This window comes from Streptomyces sp. NPDC029014 (assembly GCF_055564695.1).
The window spans coordinates 1-18,389 of record NZ_JBVHVT010000128.1; the positions used below are offsets into that span (position 1 = coordinate 1).

Genomic DNA, 18,389 nt, shown 5'->3' on the forward strand with positions numbered 1-18,389 from the left:
CCTCCGCTTGTTTCAGGGGAAGGGGGGGAGAGCACCCGGGCCTCTCGTGGGAGGGGGGGACAACCCCGGGCCGTTCCTTTGGGGGGGGTCTTCCCCCCCCCCCCCCCCCGCCCCCCCCCAGCCGACTGCTTTACCGACAGCATCACCGACCGCTTTTCAGCCGTGACGGGGCGCAGCCAAAGGATTGAAATGATCTCCCCACCGGCGTGGAGTGGTTCTAGGCTCATCCGTACCGCCGCATCCGCAGTGCGGGGTCGGGCACCGCACACGCACCGGACCACCAGCGGTACTTGAGCGCCGCTCCCGAACGGGGGCGCCGCCGGGCAAGGAGGGCCGCATGACCGTACGGCGAGTAATGGGAATCGAGACGGAGTACGGGATCTCCGTCCCCGGTCACCCGAACGCCAATGCCATGCTCACCTCGTCCCAGATCGTCAACGCCTACGCGGCGGCGATGCACCGGGCGCGACGCGCCCGCTGGGACTTCGAGGAGGAGAACCCGCTGCGGGACGCCCGCGGCTTCGACCTCGCCCGCGAGGCCGCCGACAGCAGCCAGCTCACCGACGAGGACATCGGCCTGGCCAACGTCATCCTGACCAACGGCGCACGACTCTACGTCGACCACGCGCACCCCGAATACAGCTCCCCGGAAGTCACCAACCCCCTGGACGCCGTCCTCTGGGACAAGGCCGGCGAACGGATCATGGCCGAGGCAGCCGTACGCGCCGCCCAGCTCCCCGGCGCCCAGCCCATCCAGCTCTACAAGAACAACACCGACAACAAGGGCGCCTCCTACGGCACGCACGAGAACTACCTGATGAAGCGGGAGACCCCCTTCTCGGAGATCGTGCGCCACCTCACCCCCTTCTTCGTCTGCCGCCAGGTGATCACCGGCGCCGGACGCATCGGCATCGGCCAGGACGGCCGCGAACACGGCTTCCAGATCAGCCAGCGCGCCGACTACTTCGAAGTCGAGGTCGGCCTCGAAACCACCCTCAAACGGCCCATCATCAACACCCGCGACGAGCCCCACTCGGACGCCGAGAAGTACCGCCGCCTCCACGTGATCATCGGCGACGCGAACCTCTCCGAGATCTCCACCTACCTCAAACTCGGCACCACCGCGCTGGTCCTGTCCATGATCGAAGACGGCTTCATCACCGTCGACCTGGCCGTCGAACAGCCCGTCCGCACCCTGCACCAGGTCTCCCACGACCCCGACCTGCGCCACCTGATCACGCTGCGCAGCGGCCGCACCCTGACCGCCGTGCAACTGCAGATGGAGTACTTCGAGCTGGCGCGCAAGTACGTGGAGGAGCGGTTCGGGGCCGACGCGGACGAGCAGACCAAGGACGTGCTGTCCCGCTGGGAGGACGTCCTGGGGCGGCTGGAGAGCGACCCGATGAGCCTCGCCGGCGAGCTGGACTGGATCGCCAAGCGGCAGATCCTGGAGGGCTACCGGCGGCGTGACGGGCTCGGCTGGGACGCCGCCCGGCTCCACCTGGTCGACCTCCAGTACGCGGACGTACGGCCCGACAAGGGCCTGTACAACCGTCTGGTGGCCCGCGGCAAGATGAAGCGGCTGGTGGAGGAGGAGGCCGTGGAGCGGGCCTCCGCGAAGCCGCCGGAGGACACCCGGGCGTACTTCCGGGGCCGGTGCCTGGAGCAGTACGCGGACGACGTGGCCGCGGCCTCCTGGGACTCGGTGATCTTCGACCTGCCGGGCCGCGACTCCCTCCAGCGCGTCCCGACCCTGGAACCCCTGCGGGGTACCCGCAAGCACGTCAAGGAGCTGCTGGACCGCTGCCGGACGGCGGAGGACCTGGTGCGGGTGCTCAGCGGGAGCTGAACGGGTCCCGGGAGGGGGCCTGAAAGCCCCCTCACCCGGGAATCATGGGAACACCCGGACGTTGTCAAAGTACCGGGACGAAAGCCCGGCCCTCCTTGTAGGGTCCGAAGTAGGGTCTGATCTTGAGGGATCCCGAATCCCGGGGTCCCTCGTCACGAGCGTGCGAACCGAGCGGGGTGAGGTAGACATGGCGACCAAGGACACCGGCGGCGGACAGCAGAAGGCCACTCGCTCGACCGAGGAGGTCGAGGAGCAGGCCGCGGAAGCACAGTCCGACCTCAAGGAGCGGCAGGAGAAGCTCTCCGACGACGTCGACTCCGTCCTGGACGAAATCGATGATGTGCTCGAGGAAAATGCCGAGGACTTCGTTCGGAGTTTCGTACAAAAAGGCGGCGAATAGCCTTCGAATCCAAGGTGAACCCGCCAGTGTGTGATCCATGTCCAACGGATCAAAGTGGTGTCGTGGGTGTAACCGTGACATACCACTGAGCGGGTTCGCTGCAGATCGGAACCGAGGGGACGGCCTGCAGCCGAGGTGTCGCGAGTGCGTGGCGGCGTACAGCGCCCAGCACTACCGGCGCCGCCAGGCGGCCAAAGGCAAGGCCGTCAAGGAGCGAGTGGAAGTCCCGGCGGGGTGGAAGCTCTGCCGGCAGTGCGGTGAGGTCAAGCCGCACGATGAGTGGCACAAGAACGCGAGTGCCTCAGACGGTTTATCCACTCGCTGCAAGGCCTGCCGGGCGATTCAGGGCCGGGCAGGCCACCTCAAGCGTGCTTACGGCATGACCGAGGCCGAGCGTGACGAGATGATCGCCGCGCAGGGTGGGGTCTGCTGTATCTGCCTGAAGGCTCCAGCGGTACATGTGGATCATTGCCACACGGCGGGTAAGGTCCGTGGCGTACTTTGCTTCAACTGCAACACGGCCATCGGCAAGTTGGGAGACGATCCCGACGCCGCTCGTCGGGTCGTTTCATACCTGGAGGGACACGCGTGGAAGCCAACAATCGTGGCACAGGGCGTCTTCCGGCAGCCTTCCTGACGCCGGGGTCGTCGTCCTTCATGGACTTCTTGGGTGCGCACGCGCCCGAGATGCTGCCGGGCAACCGGAAGCTCCCGGAGGGGATCGTCGAGGCGCCGCACGGCACGACCATCGTGGCCGTCACCTTCCCCGGCGGGGTCGTCCTCGCCGGTGACCGGCGCGCGACGATGGGCAACATGATCGCGCAGCGGGACATCGAGAAGGTGTTCCCGGCGGACGAGTACTCCGCGGTCGGTATCGCCGGCACGGCCGGCCTCGCCGTGGAGATGGTGAAGCTGTTCCAGCTGGAGCTGGAGCACTTCGAGAAGGTGGAGGGGGCGACCCTCTCCCTGGAGGGCAAGGCGAACCGGCTCTCCACCATGATCCGGAGCAACCTGGGCATGGCCATGCAGGGCCTGGCCGTCGTCCCGCTCTTCGCCGGCTACGACGAGGCCCGGGAGAAGGGCCGGATCTTCTCCTACGACGTGACCGGCGGCCGTTCCGAGGAGCACGGCTACGCCGCGACCGGTTCGGGTTCGATCTTCGCCCGCGGGTCGATGAAGAAGCTGTACCGCCCGGACCTGACGGAGGAGCAGGCCACCACGCTGGTCGTCCAGGCGCTGTACGACGCCGCCGACGACGACTCGGCGACCGGCGGCCCGGACCTCTACCGCAACATCTACCCGATCGTCACCGTCATCACCGACGAGGGCTTCCGGCGGCTGACCGAGGACGAGTCCCAGGCTCTCGCCCGCACGGTCACCGACCGCCGCCTCCAGGAGCCGGACGGCCCGCGCGCCGCCCTGCTCTGATCCGTAACAGCCCCTCAGGAGCCCAGAAGAAAGGGACGGTCAGCCGGTGTCGACTCCGTTCTACGTCTCCCCGCAGCAGGCGATGGCCGACCGGGCGGAATACGCCCGCAAGGGCATCGCCCGCGGCCGCAGCCTTGTCGTGCTGCAGTATGCCGACGGCATCGTGTTCGTCGGCGAGAACCCGTCCCGTGCGCTGCACAAGTTCAGCGAGATCTACGACCGGATCGGCTTCGCGGCCGCCGGCAAGTACAACGAGTACGAGAACCTGCGGATCGGGGGTGTGCGCTACGCGGACCTGCGCGGGTACACCTACGACCGTGACGATGTGACGGCCCGTGGGCTGGCCAACGTGTACGCGCAGACGCTGGGCACCATCTTCTCCAGTGCGGGCGAGAAGCCGTACGAGGTGGAGTTGGTCGTGGCCGAGGTCGGTACGACCGCGGCGGGCGACCAGATCTACCGGCTGCCGCACGACGGGTCGATCGTGGACGAGCACGGCTCGGTCGCGGTCGGCGGCAACGCCGAGCAGATCAGCAGCTACCTCGACCAGCGCCACCGTGAGGGGATGACCCTGTCGGAGGCGTTGAAGCTGGCGGTGCAGGCGCTGTCCAGTCAGGCGAACGGTGCGGACAAGACCATTCCGGCGGATCGGCTGGAGGTGGCGGTGCTGGACCGGACGCGGGCGCAGCAGCGGAAGTTCAAGCGGATCCGTGGTCGGCAGTTGGCGCGGTTGCTGGAGGCGGATGTTCCGGCGGCGGCGCAGGCGGATGCGGTGTCGAACGACGAGGGTCCGGAGGAGGACGCCGAGTAGGCGTCGGCTCCGGTTCGCGGATCGGTGTTCCGCCCCGGTCCTGTCTCTTCGGAGGCGGGGCCGGGGCGGTTCGTGTTGTGCGTGGTGTTTCAGGGGTGGGTGGTCGGTGGGGGTGCCGTGGAGGCGCGTACGACGAGGTCGACGGGGATGTCGGGGGCGGTCCAGGGGGTGCCGTCGAGGACGGCGAGGAGGGCGGCCATGCCTTGTTCGCCGACTTGTTCCGCGGGCAGGCGGAGGGTGGTGAGTTCGGGTTCGACGGCGGTGGCGAGGGCGAGGTCGTCGATGCCGGTGACGGAGAGGTCGTCGGGGACGCGCAGGCCGAGTCGGCGGGCGGCTTTGCAGGCGCCGACGGCGAGGATGTCGTCGTCGCAGATGACGGCGGTGGGTCGGGTTCCGGGGGCGGCCAGGGCGGTCTCCATGGCCGTGCGGGCTGCGTCGACGTCGAGGGGGGCCCGTACGGTGCGGAGCTCGGTGTGGGGGCCGAGGAGGCGGGCGAGGGTCTGGGCGCGGACGTCGAAGGTCCAGGAGTCGACGGCGGCGGCGAAGTGGAGGAAGCGGCGGTGCCCGAGGGTCAGGAGGTGTTCGGTGACCTGGCGGATGCCGTCGGCCATGGCGAGGTTGACGTGGGCGGCGGCGCGGCCGGAGCCGGGGGCGCTGTCGAGCATGACGAGGGGGAGTCCGTCGCCGCCGATGGCGTCGAGGGCGCCGGCGGCCATGGAGGAGGCGATGACTCCGTCGAGGGCGGCGCGGGCGGAGGCGAAGGGGTCGCGGGCGGGGCCGGTGCCGTCGGGGGAGGGGTAGAGGACGACGCCGAAGCCGTGTGCGGCGGCGACGCGGGCGGCTCCGGTGTAGACGCGGGCGAAGAATTCGTTGGTGAGGGCGGGGACGACGAGGAGGGCGGTGCGGGTGCTGCCGAGGCGGAGGTTGCGGGCGGCGAGGTTGGGGCGGTAGCCGAGGTCGGCGGCGGTGGTGCGGACGAGGTCGGCGGTGCGTTCGGAGATGCGGCCGCGCCATTTGTCGCCGAGGACGAGGGAGACGGTGGCCTGGGAGACTCCGGCGGCGGTGGCGACGTCCCGGCTGGTGGGTCTCGTCACACGGGTCTCCTGTACGGCGAGGTGGGAGGGGGTGGGGCCGGTTGTGCGGCTGGACCCCCGGGCTGCGGCCATGGTACGTATGACCCGCCTAGTTATACGTATTACCCCGGCAGGTCCGGGCAGAAGGGGGCGGAGATGGCCGCGGGATACGCGGAGCTGCTCAGGACCAAGCATGCGGCGCGGCTGCTGGCGGGCACGCTCGTCGGTCGGCTGCCGAACGCCACGGCCGCGATCGCGATCGTGCTGTTCGTCCGGGCGGAGGGGGGTAGCTACAGCCTCGCGGGTGCTCTCGCCGCCGTCTACGGTGTGGCCAATGCCGTGGGCCAGCCGCTGCTGGGTCGCGCGGTCGACCTGTACGGGCAGCCCCGGGTCCAACTGCCCTCCGCCGTGGTGGCCGCGCTGGGCATGGCCTGGCTGGCGCTGGCGGGCACGGGCTCGGCGGCGGTCGCGTACGCCGCGATGGTGGTCGCCGGTTTCTTCTCCCCGCCGCTGGAGGGTGGGCTGCGGGCGCTGTGGCCGAGCGTGCTCGGTGGCCAGGAGGAGCGGGTGCACGCCGCGTACGCGCTGGACGCCGTGGCCCAGGAGATCATGTACACCGTCGGGCCGCTGATCGTGACGGTGTCCGTCGCGCTGTGGAGTCCGGCGGGGGCCCTGCTGGTGATCAACGCCCTGGGTGTGCTCGGTGCGCTGTCGGTGGTGGTGTCCGAGCCTTCGCGTACGTGGCGTTCCGAGCCGCGTGAGGCGCACTGGCTGGGTGCGCTGCGTTCGTCGGGGCTGCGGGCGCTGCTCGGCTCCTTCTTCTTCGTGGGCATGGCCCTGGGGTCGATCACGGTGGCTGCGATCGCCTATTCCGACCGTAATGGTGGTCAGGCGGTCTACGGCTGGTTGATGGCTGCGCTGGGTCTGGGTGCGCTGGTGGGTGGTGTGGCGTACGGGGCCCGGCAGTGGAGCGGGGCGCCGGAGCGGCGGCTGCGGCTGTTGGTGGGGTTCCTGGCGCTGGGCTATCTGCCGCTGTTGTCGACCCCCGGTCCGGTGGCCATGACGGCGCTGACGGCTCTTGCGGGGGTGTTCCTGGCGCCGACGATCGCGTGTGCGTTCATCGTCGTGGACCGGCACGCGCCGGCGGGTACGGTCACGGAGGCGTTCTCCTGGTTGGTGACGTTCTTCGGGGTGGGTGCGGCCGTGGGTACGGCGGTGGCCGGTCCGGCCGTGGAACTGGGCGGTACGGTGACCGGGTTCGGTGTGGCGTGCGTGGCGGGTGCGTCGGCCCTGGTGGTGCTGACGGCGACTCAGCGGATCCTTGCTGCTCCGGGGCGTTCGCGGACGGTGGCGGGGTCGGCGTCGGGTGCTGCGGAGGCGGCGGAGGCCCGGCTCGTGGGGAACTGATCGAAACGGCGTTCCCGAAGCCGGTTTCAGACGGGGGCCAAAGGCGTAATGTTCAGTCATGGACCGCCGCATTTTCGGGCTGGAGAACGAGTACGGCGTCACGTGCACGTTCAGGGGACAGCGCCGACTGTCTCCTGACGAAGTGGCGCGCTACCTCTTCCGCCGTGTCGTGTCATGGGGCCGCAGCAGCAACGTGTTCCTGCGGAACGGTGCCCGTCTGTACCTCGATGTGGGGTCGCATCCGGAATATGCAACTCCCGAATGTGACAACGTGACGGAACTCGTCACCCACGACAAGGCCGGCGAGCGCATTCTCGAAGGTCTGTTGGTCGACGCCGAACGCCGCCTGCACGAGGAGGGAATCGCGGGCGACGTCTACCTCTTCAAGAACAACACCGACTCGGCGGGAAACTCGTACGGCTGCCACGAAAACTATCTGGTGGCGCGGCACGGGGAATTCTCCCGCCTGGCGGACATCCTCATTCCGTTCCTCGTCACGCGGCAGCTGATCTGCGGGGCGGGCAAGGTGTTGCAGACGCCGCGGGGTGCCGTCTACTGCGTGAGTCAGCGTGCGGAGCACATCTGGGAGGGCGTCAGCTCCGCGACGACGCGGTCCCGGCCGATCATCAACACGCGTGACGAGCCGCACGCGGATGCCGAGCGGTACCGCCGGCTGCACGTGATCGTCGGGGACTCGAACATGTCCGAGACGACGATGCTGCTGAAGGTCGGGGCCACCGACCTGGTGCTGCGGATGATCGAGGCGGGCACGGTGATGCGGGACCTGACCCTGGAGAACCCGATCCGGGCGATCCGCGAGGTCAGTCACGACACCACGGGTCAGCGCAAGGTGCGTCTGGCGAGTGGCCGCGAGGCCTCGGCGTTGGAGATCCAGCGCGAGTACTACGACAAGGCGGTGGACTTCGCCGAGCGTCGGGGGATCCGTTCCGGCACGGTGGAGCAGGTGCTGGAGTTGTGGGGCCGGACGCTGGACGCGGTCGAGGCGCAGGACCTGGATCGGATCGCGACGGAGATCGACTGGGTCATGAAGTACCAGCTGATCGAGCGGTACCGGGCCAAGCACGGCATGACCATGTCGAATCCGCGGGTGGCCCAGATAGACCTCGCGTACCACGACATCCACCGTCGGCGGGGGCTGTACTACCTGCTGGAGCGGAAGGGGCAGGCGGCGCGGATCTGTAACGACCTCAAGATCTTCGAGGGGAAGTCGGTGCCTCCGCAGACGACGCGGGCGCGGTTGCGGGGTGATTTCATCCGGCGGGCGCAGGAGCAGCGGCGGGACTTCACGGTCGACTGGGTGCACCTGAAGCTGAACGACCAGGCGCAGCGGACGGTGCTGTGCAAGGACCCGTTCCGGTCGGTGGATGACCGGGTGGAGAAGCTGATCGCTGGCATGTGACATCGCACCGATTGCGGCCAGGGCCTCGTACGGATCTCGTACGAGGCCCTGGCACGCCTTAGAGTGGCGACGACCGTTGCCGTCTGAGATCTGAGGAACACGTGCGCCGACTTGCCGGCCTGCTGGTCGTACCCGCTCTGCTGCTGTCCACGGCAGCCTGTGGCGACAGTGGCTCCGACTCCGCCGATATGAAGAACGGGGTGCCCGCGATCACCGAGGGCGCCAAGTTCGGAGAGACCCCGAAGCTGTCCAAGGGGGAGGGCGACCCGCCGAAGGAGCTGAAGGTGGAGACCATCAGCGAGGGCACCGGCCCGGCGCTGAAGAAGGGCGACGTCGCCCAGGTCAACTACCTCGGCCAGGTCTGGGACGGCAAGGAGCCGTTCGACCAGAGCTTCGGCAAGGGCAAGCCGTTCGAGGTGACGATCGGTGCCGGCATGGTCATCAAGGGCTGGGACCAGGGCCTGGAGGGCAAGAAGGTCGGCAGTCGACTGGAGCTGGTGATCCCGCCGGACCTGGGCTACGGGGCCAAGGGTTCCGGCGACAAGATCAAGCCGAACGCGACGCTGGTCTTCGTCGTGGACATCGTCAAGGGCACCAGCGTTCCCGTCTCGGCGACGGGCAAGGAGGTCCCGCAGGAGGACAAGGCCCTGCCCAAGGTCGGCACGAACACGGACGGCAAGGAAGTCTCCGTGACGGTCCCGAAGGACAGCGAGCCGCCGGCCAAGCTGGTCTCGAACTACGTGCTGGAGGGTGACGGCCCGGCCGTCAAGGACACCGACAGCGTCGTCGTGAAGTTCCACGGCAAGACGTGGAAGGACGACAAGACCTTCGAGAGCACGTACGCCCTGGACCAGACGGTGACCTGGCCGATGGACCAGATCTCGGTCAAGGGCCTCAAGGAGGGCCTGGTCGGCAAGAAGGCCGGCAGCCGCATCCTGCTGGTGATCCCGCCGGACCAGGGCTTCGGCGCGGAGGCCAAGGGCACGATCCCGGCGAACTCGACGCTGGTGTTCAGCCTCGACATCCTCGCGGTGATGTAAGACTGTCCCGGTTGTCCTCCCGGCCACCGTCGGGAGGGCCCGTACGTTTTTCTGAGGAGCAGTTCACGTGAGCGACCAGCTCGAGAAGCCCGAGATCGACTTCCCCGAGGGCCCGGCCCCGAAGGACCTCGTCATCGAGGACATCTGGGAGGGCGACGGCCCGGTGGCCGAGGCCGGTCAGAAGGTCTCCGTCCACTACGTCGGCGTGGCCTTCTCCACCGGCGAGGAGTTCGACGCCTCCTGGAACCGCGGCGCCCCGCTGCCGTTCATCCTGGGCATCGGCCAGGTCATCCAGGGCTGGGATCAGGGCGTCCAGGGCATGAAGGTCGGCGGCCGCCGCAAGCTGACCATCCCCGCCCACCTCGCCTACGGCGACCACAGCCCGACCCCGGCCATCCAGCCGGGCGAGACGCTGATCTTCGTCTGCGACCTGATGGGCGTCGGCTGAACCAGCCGCCCCTGACGGGCACGAGGGCCCCCGCCGCGAGGCGGGGGCCTCGCTTTTGCCCCGGAGCGCCGGGGCGGTACGGTCAACGGTCACGGACATGTAATGGGAGAAGGGCGGAAGGGCGTCGATGGCGATTGCCAAGGCCGAGCGGCTGATGAATCTGGCGCTGTGCCTGCTGGGGACCCGCCGGCCGTTGAGCAAGCGCGAGCTGCGCGGCTCCATCGAGGCGTACATGGAAGCGGGCAACGACGAGTCCTTCAACCGCATGTTCGAGCGGGACAAGGACGACCTGCGCGAGCTCGGCCTCGTCATCGAGACTGTGGAGAACCTGGAGGGCGAGACCGGTTACCTCGCCCGCCGCGACAGCAACCGGCTGCCGCCCGTCTCCCTGGCCGCCGAGGAGGCCGCCGCCCTGGGCCTGGCGGCCAAGGTCTGGCAGCAGGCCCGCCTCGCCGGCGCCGCCAGCGGCGCCCTGCAGAAGCTGCGGGCCGGCGGCATGCCGGAGGCGGAGGACCCGTACGAGGGCCAGCACAGCGCCATCGAGCCGCGCATCCCGGTCCACGAGGCCGCCTTCGAACCGCTGATGCTGGCCTGCCGCGACCGTCGGCCCGTGGTCTTCGACTACCGCAAGTCCACCGCCGCCCGGCCGGAGACCCGGCAGGTGGAGCCGTGGGCCCTGGAGTGCTGGCGCGGCCACTGGTACCTGGCCGGCCACGACCGCGACCGCGGGGCGGAGCGGGTGTTCCGGCTCTCCCGGATCACCGGCAAGGTCCGCTCCCGGGCCGGTACGTACACCGCCGAGGTCCCGGACGTGGTCACCGTCCGCGAGACCGTCGCGGGCTGGGCCGGGGAGAGCGCGGACCGCACCGCCGTGATCCGGCTGCGGGCCGGCGCCGGCTATCCGCTGCGGGCCAAGGCCACCGCCGCCCGCGAGGCCGTCGCGGACGGCTGGGACGAGCTGGAGATCCCGTACGGGCACGGGCTCGACGCCTGGCTCGTCGAGTTCGGTCCGGACGTCGTGGTGGTGGAGCCCGCCGACCTGCGGGCGGACGTGGTGGACCGGCTGCGCGCCGTCGCCGCGGGCTGAGGCCGCCCCGGGCCGCAGGGAGGCGGCCCGCCACGCGGCCGGGGGCCGCGGGCCGCGACCGCGGCCGCGCCCCCGCACCGGTCGCGTACCGGCCCCGCACCCGATCCCGTCCGCCGCACCATCCGCACACCGCACCGCACGCACGACGTGCCCTGAGGGGGAGACCTACCAGCATGGCCGCCAACGCCATCGACCAGACCCGCCGGATGCTGTCCCTGGTGACCTACCTGCGCGAGCGCCCCGGCGCGCACGTCGCCGACGTCGCCCGCGCCTTCGGGATCACCGAGGACGAGCTCATCTCCGACCTCGACGTGCTGCCGATGTGCGGCACCAGCTTCCGCGGCGGCGACCTGCTCGACATCGACACCGACGGCGAGCGCATCTGGTGGCACAACGCCGACGCCTCCGGTGAGTCCACCGCCGAGCCGCTGCGCCTGGCCGCCGACGAGGCCACCGCCCTGCTGGTGGCGGCCCGCGCCGTCGCCACCCTGCCCGGGCTGCGCGAGAGCGACCGGGACGCCCTGCTGCGCGCCACCGCCAAGCTGGAGGCGGCCGCCGGGGAGGTCGCCGGGGCCAGCTCCCGGCTGTCGGTGACCTTCGAGGCCGAGGGCGGCGTCTTCGCCGACGTCGACCGGGCCATCGCCGAGCGCCGTCGGCTGTGGCTGCGCTACTACTCGCCCGCGCGCGACGAGCTCACCGAGCGCACCGTCGACCCGATCCGGCTCTTCGCGGTGGGCCACACGTACATGGAGGGGTGGTGCCACCTCTCCGAGGCGCGGCGCACCTTCCGCCTCGACCGGGTGGCCGAGATCCGACTGCTCGACGAGCGCTCCGAGCCGCCCGCCATCGAGCCGCGCGACCTCTCCGTCGGGCTGGTCCAGCCGGCCGCCGAGGACCCGCAGGTCGTCGTCGAGGTGGGGCCCGCCGGCCGCTGGGTGGCCGAGTACTACCCGCACGACAGCGCCGAGGAACTCGCCGACGGCGGCCTGCGGATCACGCTGCGCAGCCCCGACCCGGGCTCGCTGCGCCGCCTCGCGCTGCGGCTGGGCCGCGACGGCCGGATCGTGTCGCCGCCGGAGCTGGCGCGGAGCGCACGGCAGGCGGCCCGCGAGGCACTGGCCGGGTACGGGGAACAGGGCTGAGCCCGCACCGCCGGGGCCGACCGGGCCGGCGGCGGCCGCGCCCGGCGCGGCGGTAGCGCAGGGAAGAAGAACCGCGAGGGGAGCGCCGAGGATGTCGCGAATGTCTGGGCCGCAGGGCGGGCAGGGCGCCGCGGGGCCGCCGGGACGGCCCGCCGCGGCGGGGCCGGTCTCCTTCAAGGCCGCCTGTCCCGACTGCCGGGCCCGTTTCGAGCTGGACGCGGCCGCCCTGCGGCTGGTCATCGGCGGGAGCCGGCGGACCACGTTCTACTCCTTCACCTGCCCCGAGTGCGCCGCGTCCGTCCGCAAACCGGCCGGTGAGCGCATCGTGGAACTGCTGACCGGCGGCGGTGTCAGCACCCTGCGCAGTGTCTGACGGACCGGTGGCCTAGGCTCGTCCCATGCTGTGGCCGATGCTCGCTATCGCCCTGGGTTTCCTCGGGCTCACCGTCCTCGCCGTCCTGGCGCTGCGCGTCTTCGCCGAGGTCCGGCGGCTGTCCGGCCAGGTCGCGCTCGCCAGCCGCCGGATCACGGCCGCCTCCGGGGACCTGGAGCGGGCGGCGGAGGACCTGGCCCGTGCGGGCCGCGAGGCCGGGCACCGCTGAGCCATACGCGTCCGGCTGGTATCGCGTCCGGCAGGTATATGGAAAGTGTGGGGCGCGCCCCGTACCGTCGGACGCAGCCGCGCGCAAGGCGTGGTACCCCGGGGGATTCCCGGTCGTTAACCCCCGGGGGTTACGATCCTTGGAGCGGTCCGAGGATCACGGTCCGATGCCGTTGCCACCACAACCAGCCGTTTCGGTGAGAAGGAAGACACACATGATCGGCAATCTGAAGCCCCTCGAGATCCTTCTGATCATCGCGGTCATCGTGCTCCTGTTCGGTGCGAAGAAGCTCCCCGAGATGGCCCGCTCCCTCGGCAAGTCGGCCCGTATCCTCAAGAGCGAGGCCAAGGCCATGAAGAGCGAGAGCGCCGCGGAGGACGCCGCGCGCACCGCCGACCAGGCCCCGCAGCAGGCAGCCCCGCGCACCATCAAGGCCGCCCCCGGCGACGTGACCAGCTCCCGCCCCGTCGGCGAGCCGAACCACACCGCCCAGGGCTGATCCGCCGGTCACGACCGCGGTCCGCGCCGTGGTCGCGATCACGGTCGCGCCGGTCATCTGCAACGAGACAAGGGACGTGGGTTGCTCAAGACCGCCCGCAAGCAAGAGAAGCAGGGCCAGCGGCAGGAAAAGGACGCCGAAGGGCGGATGCCTCTTGTCGAGCACTTGCGTGAGCTGAGAAACCGCCTGCTGAAGTCGGTCCTGGCGATCCTCGTGATCACCGTGGTGGCAGCCGTCTACTACAAGGACGTCATCGACTTCATGCTGAAGCCGATGCTCGACTCCGTCGGTTGCACCGACGGCGTGGTCTCGCAGCGCAACGGCCGGCCCTGCGCCGACATGACCGTGAACGGCCTCATCGCGCCGTTCTCGATCGCCCTCAAGGTCTCGCTCACCGCCGGCGTGGTCCTCTCCGCCCCGGTCTGGCTGTACCAGCTGTGGGCCTTCGTCGCGCCCGGCCTGCACGGCCACGAGAAGAAGTACGCGATGGGCTTCGTCGCGGTCGGCGCCCCGTTGTTCGGTGCGGGTGCGGTGCTCGCGTACAAGCTGCTGCCGCAGACCGCCACGATCCTGCTCGAATTCACCCCCGAGCACGCGCGCAACCTGCTCCCGGTCGACGACTACCTCGACCTGGTCACCCGCATGGTCATCGTCTTCGGTCTGGCCTTCGAGCTGCCGCTGCTGCTGATCCTGCTGAACTTCACCGGAGTCCTCACCGCGAAGCGGCTCGCGAGCTGGTGGCGCGCGATGGTCCTCGGCATCACCGTCTTCGCGGCGTTCGCGACCCCGACCGGTGACCCGCTGACGATGCTGTCGCTGGCCGCCCCGATCATCGCCCTGTACTTCATCGCCCTCGGGATCTGCCTGGTCAACGACCGCAGGCGGCGCCGCAACAACCCCGATGCGCTGCTCGCCGACGACGAGGCGGCCGAGCTCGACCTCACGCCCGCCCCGATCGGCGGGGTGGAGTCGGTGCCCGCACCGACGCCGCTGCCCGAGCAGACCGACGGCGGACGCCGGAAGATCAACGGTTACGACGACGCCACCTGACGGTTACCACGGCGCCACCCGGCAGGTACATTCCCTGCGGTGAGCGCTGAGATCACCCTCTTCGTCAATCCCACCGCAGGACGCGGCCGGGGCGCGCACTCCGCGCAGCCGGCCGCGTCCGCGCTCCGGGACGCGGGCTTCCACGTCCGCACCGTCGTCGGCACGGACGCCGAGGACGCCCTGGCGCGGCTGCGCACGGCCGTCCGCGAGGGAACCGGGGCGGTGATCGCCGTCGGTGGCGACGGCGTGGTCTCCCTCGCCCTGCAGGCCCTCGCCGGGACCCTGGTGCCGCTCGGGGTGATCGCGGCGGGCACCGGCAACGACTTCGCCCGCTCCCTGGGCCTTCCCGTGCGGGAACCCGCCCGGGCGGCGCGGCTGGCCGCCGAGGCCCTCAAGGAGAGCCGGCTGCGGGAGATCGACCTCGGGCGGGTGGCCGGGACCTGGTTCGGGACCGTGCTCTGCTCCGGCTTCGACTCCCGGGTCAACGACCGCGGCAACCGGATGCGGCTGCCCGCGGGCCGCTTCAAGTACGACCTGGCGATGATCGCGGAACTGGCCGCCTTCCGGCCCTTCCGGTACCGGATCACCCTCGACGACGGCCCCGCCGTCGAGACCGAGGCCACCCTGGTCGCCGTCGGCAACGGGTCCTCCTACGGGGGCGGCATGCGGATCTGCGCCGACGCCGTCCCCGACGACGGGCTCTTCGACGTCGTGGTCGTCGGCGACTGCAGCCGGACCACCCTGCTGACGGTGTTCCCGCAGGTCTACAAGGGGACCCACCTCGACCACCCCGAGGTCACCGTCCACCGGGCCGCGAAAGTGACGCTGGAGGCCGCGGGCCTGACCGCCTACGCCGACGGCGAGCGGGTCGGGCCGCTGCCGGTCACCGCCGAGTGCGTCCCCGCGGCCGTACGGATCCTCGGCTGACGCCGCGGCCGCCCGCGGGCCCCGGACCGGTCATAAAGATCGCGACTGTTGTCAGGGGCGGCGGGTAGGCTCGACTGCAAGATGACCGAAGAACTCTCACCCGCCGAGCGGTACGCCGCTGCCCGGATCCGCGCCGCCGAAGAAGCCACCGCCCTGGCCCCCTTCCGCGAGCTGTACGACTTCGACCTGGACGCGTACCAGGTCGACGCCTGCAAGGCACTGGAGGCCGGCAAGGGCGTGCTGGTCGCCGCCCCGACCGGCTCGGGCAAGACCATCGTCGGCGAGTTCGCCGTGCACCTGGCCCTGCGGCAGGGGCGCAAGTGCTTCTACACGACACCGATCAAGGCCCTGTCGAACCAGAAGTACGCCGACCTCGTCAAGCGCTACGGCGCCGACCGCGTCGGCCTGCTGACCGGCGACAACAGCGTGAACTCCGAGGCGCCCGTGGTCGTGATGACCACCGAGGTGCTCCGCAACATGCTGTACGCGGGCTCGCAGTCCCTGCTGGGCCTCGGCTACGTCGTGATGGACGAGGTGCACTACCTCTCCGACCGGTTCCGCGGAGCCGTCTGGGAGGAAGTGATCATCCACCTCCCCGAGTCCGTGACGCTGGTGTCCCTGTCGGCCACCGTGTCCAACGCCGAGGAGTTCGGCGACTGGCTCGACACGGTCCGCGGCGACACCGAGGTGATCGTCTCCGAGGAGCGGCCCGTCCCCCTGTGGCAGCACGTCATGGCCGGCCGCCGGATCCACGACCTCTTCGAGGAGGAGACCGACCACGGAGGCCGCGGCTCCGGCCGCCGCGAGGTCAACCCCGACCTGCTGCGCATGGCCCGCGAGGAGAACAGCCGCGGCTACAGCCCCAAGGACCGGCGGCGCGGCAAGATGATCCGCGAGGCCGACCGCGAGCGCGAGCGGCGCTCCCGCAACCGGATCTGGACCCCGGGCCGCCCCGAGGTGATCGCCCGCCTCGACGGCGACGGGCTGCTGCCAGCCATCAACTTCATCTTCAGCCGGGCCGGCTGCGAGGCCGCCGTCCAGCAGTGCCTCTTCGCCGGGCTGCGGCTCAACGACGAGTCGGCCCGCCTGAAGGTCCGTGAGATCGTCGAGGAGCGGACGGCGTCCATCCCCGCCGAGGACCTCCACGTCCTCGGGTACTACGAGTGGCTCGAAGGCCTCGAACGCGGCATCGCCGCGCACCACGCCGGCATGCTGCCCACCTTCAAGGAGGTCGTGGAGGAGCTCTTCGTCCGCGGCCTGGTCAAGGCCGTCTTCGCCACCGAGACCCTGGCGCTCGGCATCAACATGCCCGCGCGCACGGTGATCCTGGAGAAGCTGGTCAAGTGGAACGGCGAGCAGCACGCCGACATCACCCCCGGCGAGTACACGCAGCTGACCGGCCGCGCCGGCCGCCGCGGCATCGACGTCGAGGGCCATGCCGTGGTCCTGTGGCAGCGCGGCATGGACCCGGCCGCGCTCGCCGGGCTCGCCGGCACCCGCACGTATCCGCTGCGCTCCAGCTTCAAGCCCTCGTACAACATGGCGGTCAACCTGGTGCAGCAGTTCGGGCGGCACCGCTCGCGCGAGCTGCTGGAGACCTCCTTCGCGCAGTTCCAGGCCGACCGCTCCGTCGTCGGGATCTCCCGGCAGGTCCAGCGCAACGAAGAGGGCCTCACCGGCTACCGCGAGGGCATGACCTGCCACCTCGGAAACTTCGAGGAGTACGCGCAGCTGCGCCGCGACCTGAAGGACCGCGAGACGGAACTGGCCAAGCAGGGCGCGGCCCAGCGCCGGGCCCAGGCCGCCGACTCCCTGGAGAGGCTCAAGCCGGGCGACATCATCCACGTCCCCACCGGCAAGTTCGCCGGGCTCGCCCTCGTCCTGGACCCGGGCGTGCCCGCCGGCCGGGTCCACGGGTACCGCGGCCAGGAGTACGGCGAGGGCCCGCGCCCGCTCGTCCTCACCGCCGAACGGCAGGTCAAGCGGCTCGCGTCGATCGACTTCCCGGTGCCGGTCGAGGCCATCGACCGGATGCGGATCCCGCGGAGCTTCAACGCCCGCTCCCCGCAGTCCCGCCGCGACCTCGCCTCCCAACTGCGGGCCAAGGCCGGGCACGTCACCCCCGAGCGCGGCCGCCGCGGCCGGGCCGCCGCCGCCGACGACCGCCAGATCGCCCGGCTGCGCGCCGAGCTGCGGGCGCACCCCTGCCACGGCTGCGACGAGCGCGAGGACCACGCCCGCTGGGCGGAGCGCTACCACCGGCTCAAGCGGGACACCCAGGCGCTGGAGCGGCGCATCGAGGGCCGGACGAACACCATCGCCCGCACCTTCGACCGGATCCACCGGCTCCTGACCGAGCTGGACTACCTGCGCGAGGACGAGGTCACCGAGCACGGCAAGCGGCTCGCCCGGCTCTACGGCGAACTCGACCTGCTGGCCTCCGAATGCCTGCGCGAGGGTGTCTGGGAGGGCCTGAACCCGGCAGAGCTGGCCGCCTGCGTCTCCGCGCTGGTCTTCGAGGCGCGGCAGTCCGACGACGCGGTGGCGCCGAAGGTGCCCGGCGGGGCCGCGAAGGCCGCCCTCGGCGAGATGGTCCGCATCTGGGGCCGCCTCGACGCGCTGGAGGAGGAGCACCGCATCAACCAGGCCGAGGGCGTCGGACAGCGCGAGCCCGACCTCGGCTTCGCCTGGGCCGCCTACGAGTGGGCGTCCGGCAAGGGCCTGGACGAGGTGCTGCGGGAGGCCGAGATGCCGGCCGGCGACTTCGTGCGCTGGTGCAAGCAGGTCATCGACGTGCTCGGGCAGATCGCCGCGGCCGCGCCGGCGTCAACGTCCACCGGGGCCGGCGGCGGTAGCGGCGGCAGCACCGTGGCGCGCAACGCACGCAAGGCGGTCGACGCCCTCCTGCGGGGCGTAGTGGCGTACAGCTCGGTCGGCTAGCCCCTTTTGGGGCTTCCTCCGAAGGGGGTCATGGCCGGATCTCATCTCTTGCCATGATCACTCCGGGGTGCCCCTGTGGGACGATCGGGCCATGACTGGGGGAACGGGCGAAGGCCCGAGACGGGTCGGCCGGCCGCGCGCCGACCGGCTGAAGGAACGCAGCGGCCGGGCGGGTCTCGAGGAAAGCCCCCCCTCGGCGACAGAAGTGCTCCCCCCCCCGGGGTGCGAGGATCCCCCCACCCCACACGGATATTATAGGGGCGAGG

The 18,389-nt window shown here is 70.8% G+C and carries 18 protein-coding genes; 17 read left to right on the top strand and 1 reads right to left on the bottom strand.

Features of this window, described 5'->3' with window-relative positions; translation table 11 throughout:
- The first annotated feature begins 337 nt into the window (after positions 1-337).
- From dop to prcA, 5 genes are all read left to right on the top strand, one after another.
- A complete protein-coding gene (gene dop, locus ACZ4VL_RS37970; protein WP_468209729.1) occupies positions 338-1,849 on the top strand; it encodes a depupylase/deamidase Dop in 1,512 nt (503 codons plus the stop codon).
- A 187-nt stretch (positions 1,850-2,036) separates the two neighbouring features.
- Complete coding sequence (locus ACZ4VL_RS37975; RefSeq protein WP_045947082.1) at positions 2,037-2,249, top strand: ubiquitin-like protein Pup; 213 nt, start codon at positions 2,037-2,039, stop codon at positions 2,247-2,249.
- A gap of 148 nt (positions 2,250-2,397) precedes the next feature.
- Positions 2,398-2,886, top strand: coding sequence for an endonuclease VII domain-containing protein (locus ACZ4VL_RS37980; protein ID WP_468209732.1), 489 nt, complete (start codon positions 2,398-2,400; stop codon positions 2,884-2,886).
- Positions 2,838-3,677, top strand: coding sequence for a proteasome subunit beta (gene prcB, locus ACZ4VL_RS37985; RefSeq protein ID WP_468209734.1), 840 nt, complete (start codon positions 2,838-2,840; stop codon positions 3,675-3,677). The genes ACZ4VL_RS37980 and prcB overlap by 49 nt, the downstream gene beginning before the upstream one ends.
- A 46-nt stretch (positions 3,678-3,723) precedes the next feature.
- Entirely contained in the window at positions 3,724-4,488 is a 765-nt protein-coding gene (prcA, locus tag ACZ4VL_RS37990) for a proteasome subunit alpha (RefSeq protein ID WP_468209736.1), read from the top strand.
- Positions 4,489-4,577: 89 nt separating this feature from the next.
- On the opposite strand, the gene ACZ4VL_RS37995 is transcribed toward prcA, so the two are convergent.
- Positions 4,578-5,582: a LacI family DNA-binding transcriptional regulator gene (locus tag ACZ4VL_RS37995; RefSeq protein WP_468209739.1), complete on the bottom strand. Its 1,005-nt coding sequence runs from the start codon at positions 5,580-5,582 to the stop codon at positions 4,578-4,580.
- Positions 5,583-5,717: 135 nt separating this feature from the next.
- Between ACZ4VL_RS37995 and ACZ4VL_RS38000 the strand changes: the two genes are divergently transcribed.
- The 12 genes from ACZ4VL_RS38000 to ACZ4VL_RS38055 all read left to right on the top strand — a co-directional run bounded on the left by ACZ4VL_RS38000 (position 5,718) and on the right by ACZ4VL_RS38055 (position 18,123).
- Positions 5,718-6,968, top strand: a complete 1,251-nt coding sequence (locus tag ACZ4VL_RS38000) for an MFS transporter (RefSeq protein ID WP_468209742.1) — start codon at positions 5,718-5,720, stop codon at positions 6,966-6,968.
- A gap of 58 nt (positions 6,969-7,026) precedes the next feature.
- Positions 7,027-8,388 (top strand): Pup--protein ligase, encoded by a 1,362-nt coding sequence (gene pafA, locus ACZ4VL_RS38005; RefSeq protein ID WP_361096027.1) that lies wholly within the window; start codon positions 7,027-7,029, stop codon positions 8,386-8,388.
- Between the two features lie 101 nt (positions 8,389-8,489).
- The gene (locus ACZ4VL_RS38010) at positions 8,490-9,428 is read left to right on the top strand and encodes an FKBP-type peptidyl-prolyl cis-trans isomerase (protein ID WP_468209745.1); all 939 of its coding nucleotides are present in this window, start codon (positions 8,490-8,492) and stop codon (positions 9,426-9,428) included.
- Positions 9,429-9,495: 67 nt separating this feature from the next.
- On the top strand, positions 9,496-9,876 hold the full coding sequence (locus tag ACZ4VL_RS38015; RefSeq protein ID WP_468209748.1) for an FKBP-type peptidyl-prolyl cis-trans isomerase: 381 nt from the start codon (positions 9,496-9,498) through the stop codon (positions 9,874-9,876).
- Positions 9,877-10,003: 127 nt separating this feature from the next.
- Entirely contained in the window at positions 10,004-10,963 is a 960-nt protein-coding gene (locus ACZ4VL_RS38020) for a helix-turn-helix transcriptional regulator (RefSeq protein ID WP_468209750.1), read from the top strand.
- Positions 10,964-11,136: 173 nt separating this feature from the next.
- Positions 11,137-12,105: a helix-turn-helix transcriptional regulator gene (locus tag ACZ4VL_RS38025; protein WP_468209753.1), complete on the top strand. Its 969-nt coding sequence runs from the start codon at positions 11,137-11,139 to the stop codon at positions 12,103-12,105.
- A 100-nt stretch (positions 12,106-12,205) separates the two neighbouring features.
- Entirely contained in the window at positions 12,206-12,478 is a 273-nt protein-coding gene (locus ACZ4VL_RS38030; RefSeq protein ID WP_468209756.1) for a hypothetical protein, read from the top strand.
- 25 nt (positions 12,479-12,503) lie between these two features.
- Positions 12,504-12,707: a hypothetical protein gene (locus ACZ4VL_RS38035; protein WP_468209759.1), complete on the top strand. Its 204-nt coding sequence runs from the start codon at positions 12,504-12,506 to the stop codon at positions 12,705-12,707.
- A gap of 214 nt (positions 12,708-12,921) precedes the next feature.
- The gene (tatA, locus tag ACZ4VL_RS38040) at positions 12,922-13,206 is read left to right on the top strand and encodes a Sec-independent protein translocase subunit TatA (RefSeq protein WP_468209761.1); all 285 of its coding nucleotides are present in this window, start codon (positions 12,922-12,924) and stop codon (positions 13,204-13,206) included.
- A gap of 81 nt (positions 13,207-13,287) precedes the next feature.
- Positions 13,288-14,256, top strand: a complete 969-nt coding sequence (gene tatC, locus ACZ4VL_RS38045) for a twin-arginine translocase subunit TatC (protein ID WP_468209764.1) — start codon at positions 13,288-13,290, stop codon at positions 14,254-14,256.
- Positions 14,257-14,295: 39 nt separating this feature from the next.
- The gene (locus ACZ4VL_RS38050) at positions 14,296-15,183 is read left to right on the top strand and encodes a diacylglycerol kinase (RefSeq protein WP_468209767.1); all 888 of its coding nucleotides are present in this window, start codon (positions 14,296-14,298) and stop codon (positions 15,181-15,183) included.
- An 81-nt stretch (positions 15,184-15,264) separates the two neighbouring features.
- The gene (locus ACZ4VL_RS38055) at positions 15,265-18,123 is read left to right on the top strand and encodes a DEAD/DEAH box helicase (protein ID WP_468209770.1); all 2,859 of its coding nucleotides are present in this window, start codon (positions 15,265-15,267) and stop codon (positions 18,121-18,123) included.
- Positions 18,124-18,389: the final 266 nt, after the last annotated feature.

Coding starts and splice junctions, on each gene's coding strand:
- dop (WP_468209729.1), top strand. CDS start 338: ATGACCGTACGGCGAGTAATGGGAATCGAGACGGAGTACGGGATCTCC.
- ACZ4VL_RS38020 (WP_468209750.1), top strand. CDS start 10,004: ATGGCGATTGCCAAGGCCGAGCGGCTGATGAATCTGGCGCTGTGCCTG.
- ACZ4VL_RS38035 (WP_468209759.1), top strand. CDS start 12,504: ATGCTGTGGCCGATGCTCGCTATCGCCCTGGGTTTCCTCGGGCTCACC.
- pafA (WP_361096027.1), top strand. CDS start 7,027: ATGGACCGCCGCATTTTCGGGCTGGAGAACGAGTACGGCGTCACGTGC.
- ACZ4VL_RS38000 (WP_468209742.1), top strand. CDS start 5,718: ATGGCCGCGGGATACGCGGAGCTGCTCAGGACCAAGCATGCGGCGCGG.
- ACZ4VL_RS38030 (WP_468209756.1), top strand. CDS start 12,206: ATGTCTGGGCCGCAGGGCGGGCAGGGCGCCGCGGGGCCGCCGGGACGG.
- ACZ4VL_RS38055 (WP_468209770.1), top strand. CDS start 15,265: ATGACCGAAGAACTCTCACCCGCCGAGCGGTACGCCGCTGCCCGGATC.
- ACZ4VL_RS37975 (WP_045947082.1), top strand. CDS start 2,037: ATGGCGACCAAGGACACCGGCGGCGGACAGCAGAAGGCCACTCGCTCG.
- ACZ4VL_RS38025 (WP_468209753.1), top strand. CDS start 11,137: ATGGCCGCCAACGCCATCGACCAGACCCGCCGGATGCTGTCCCTGGTG.
- tatA (WP_468209761.1), top strand. CDS start 12,922: ATGATCGGCAATCTGAAGCCCCTCGAGATCCTTCTGATCATCGCGGTC.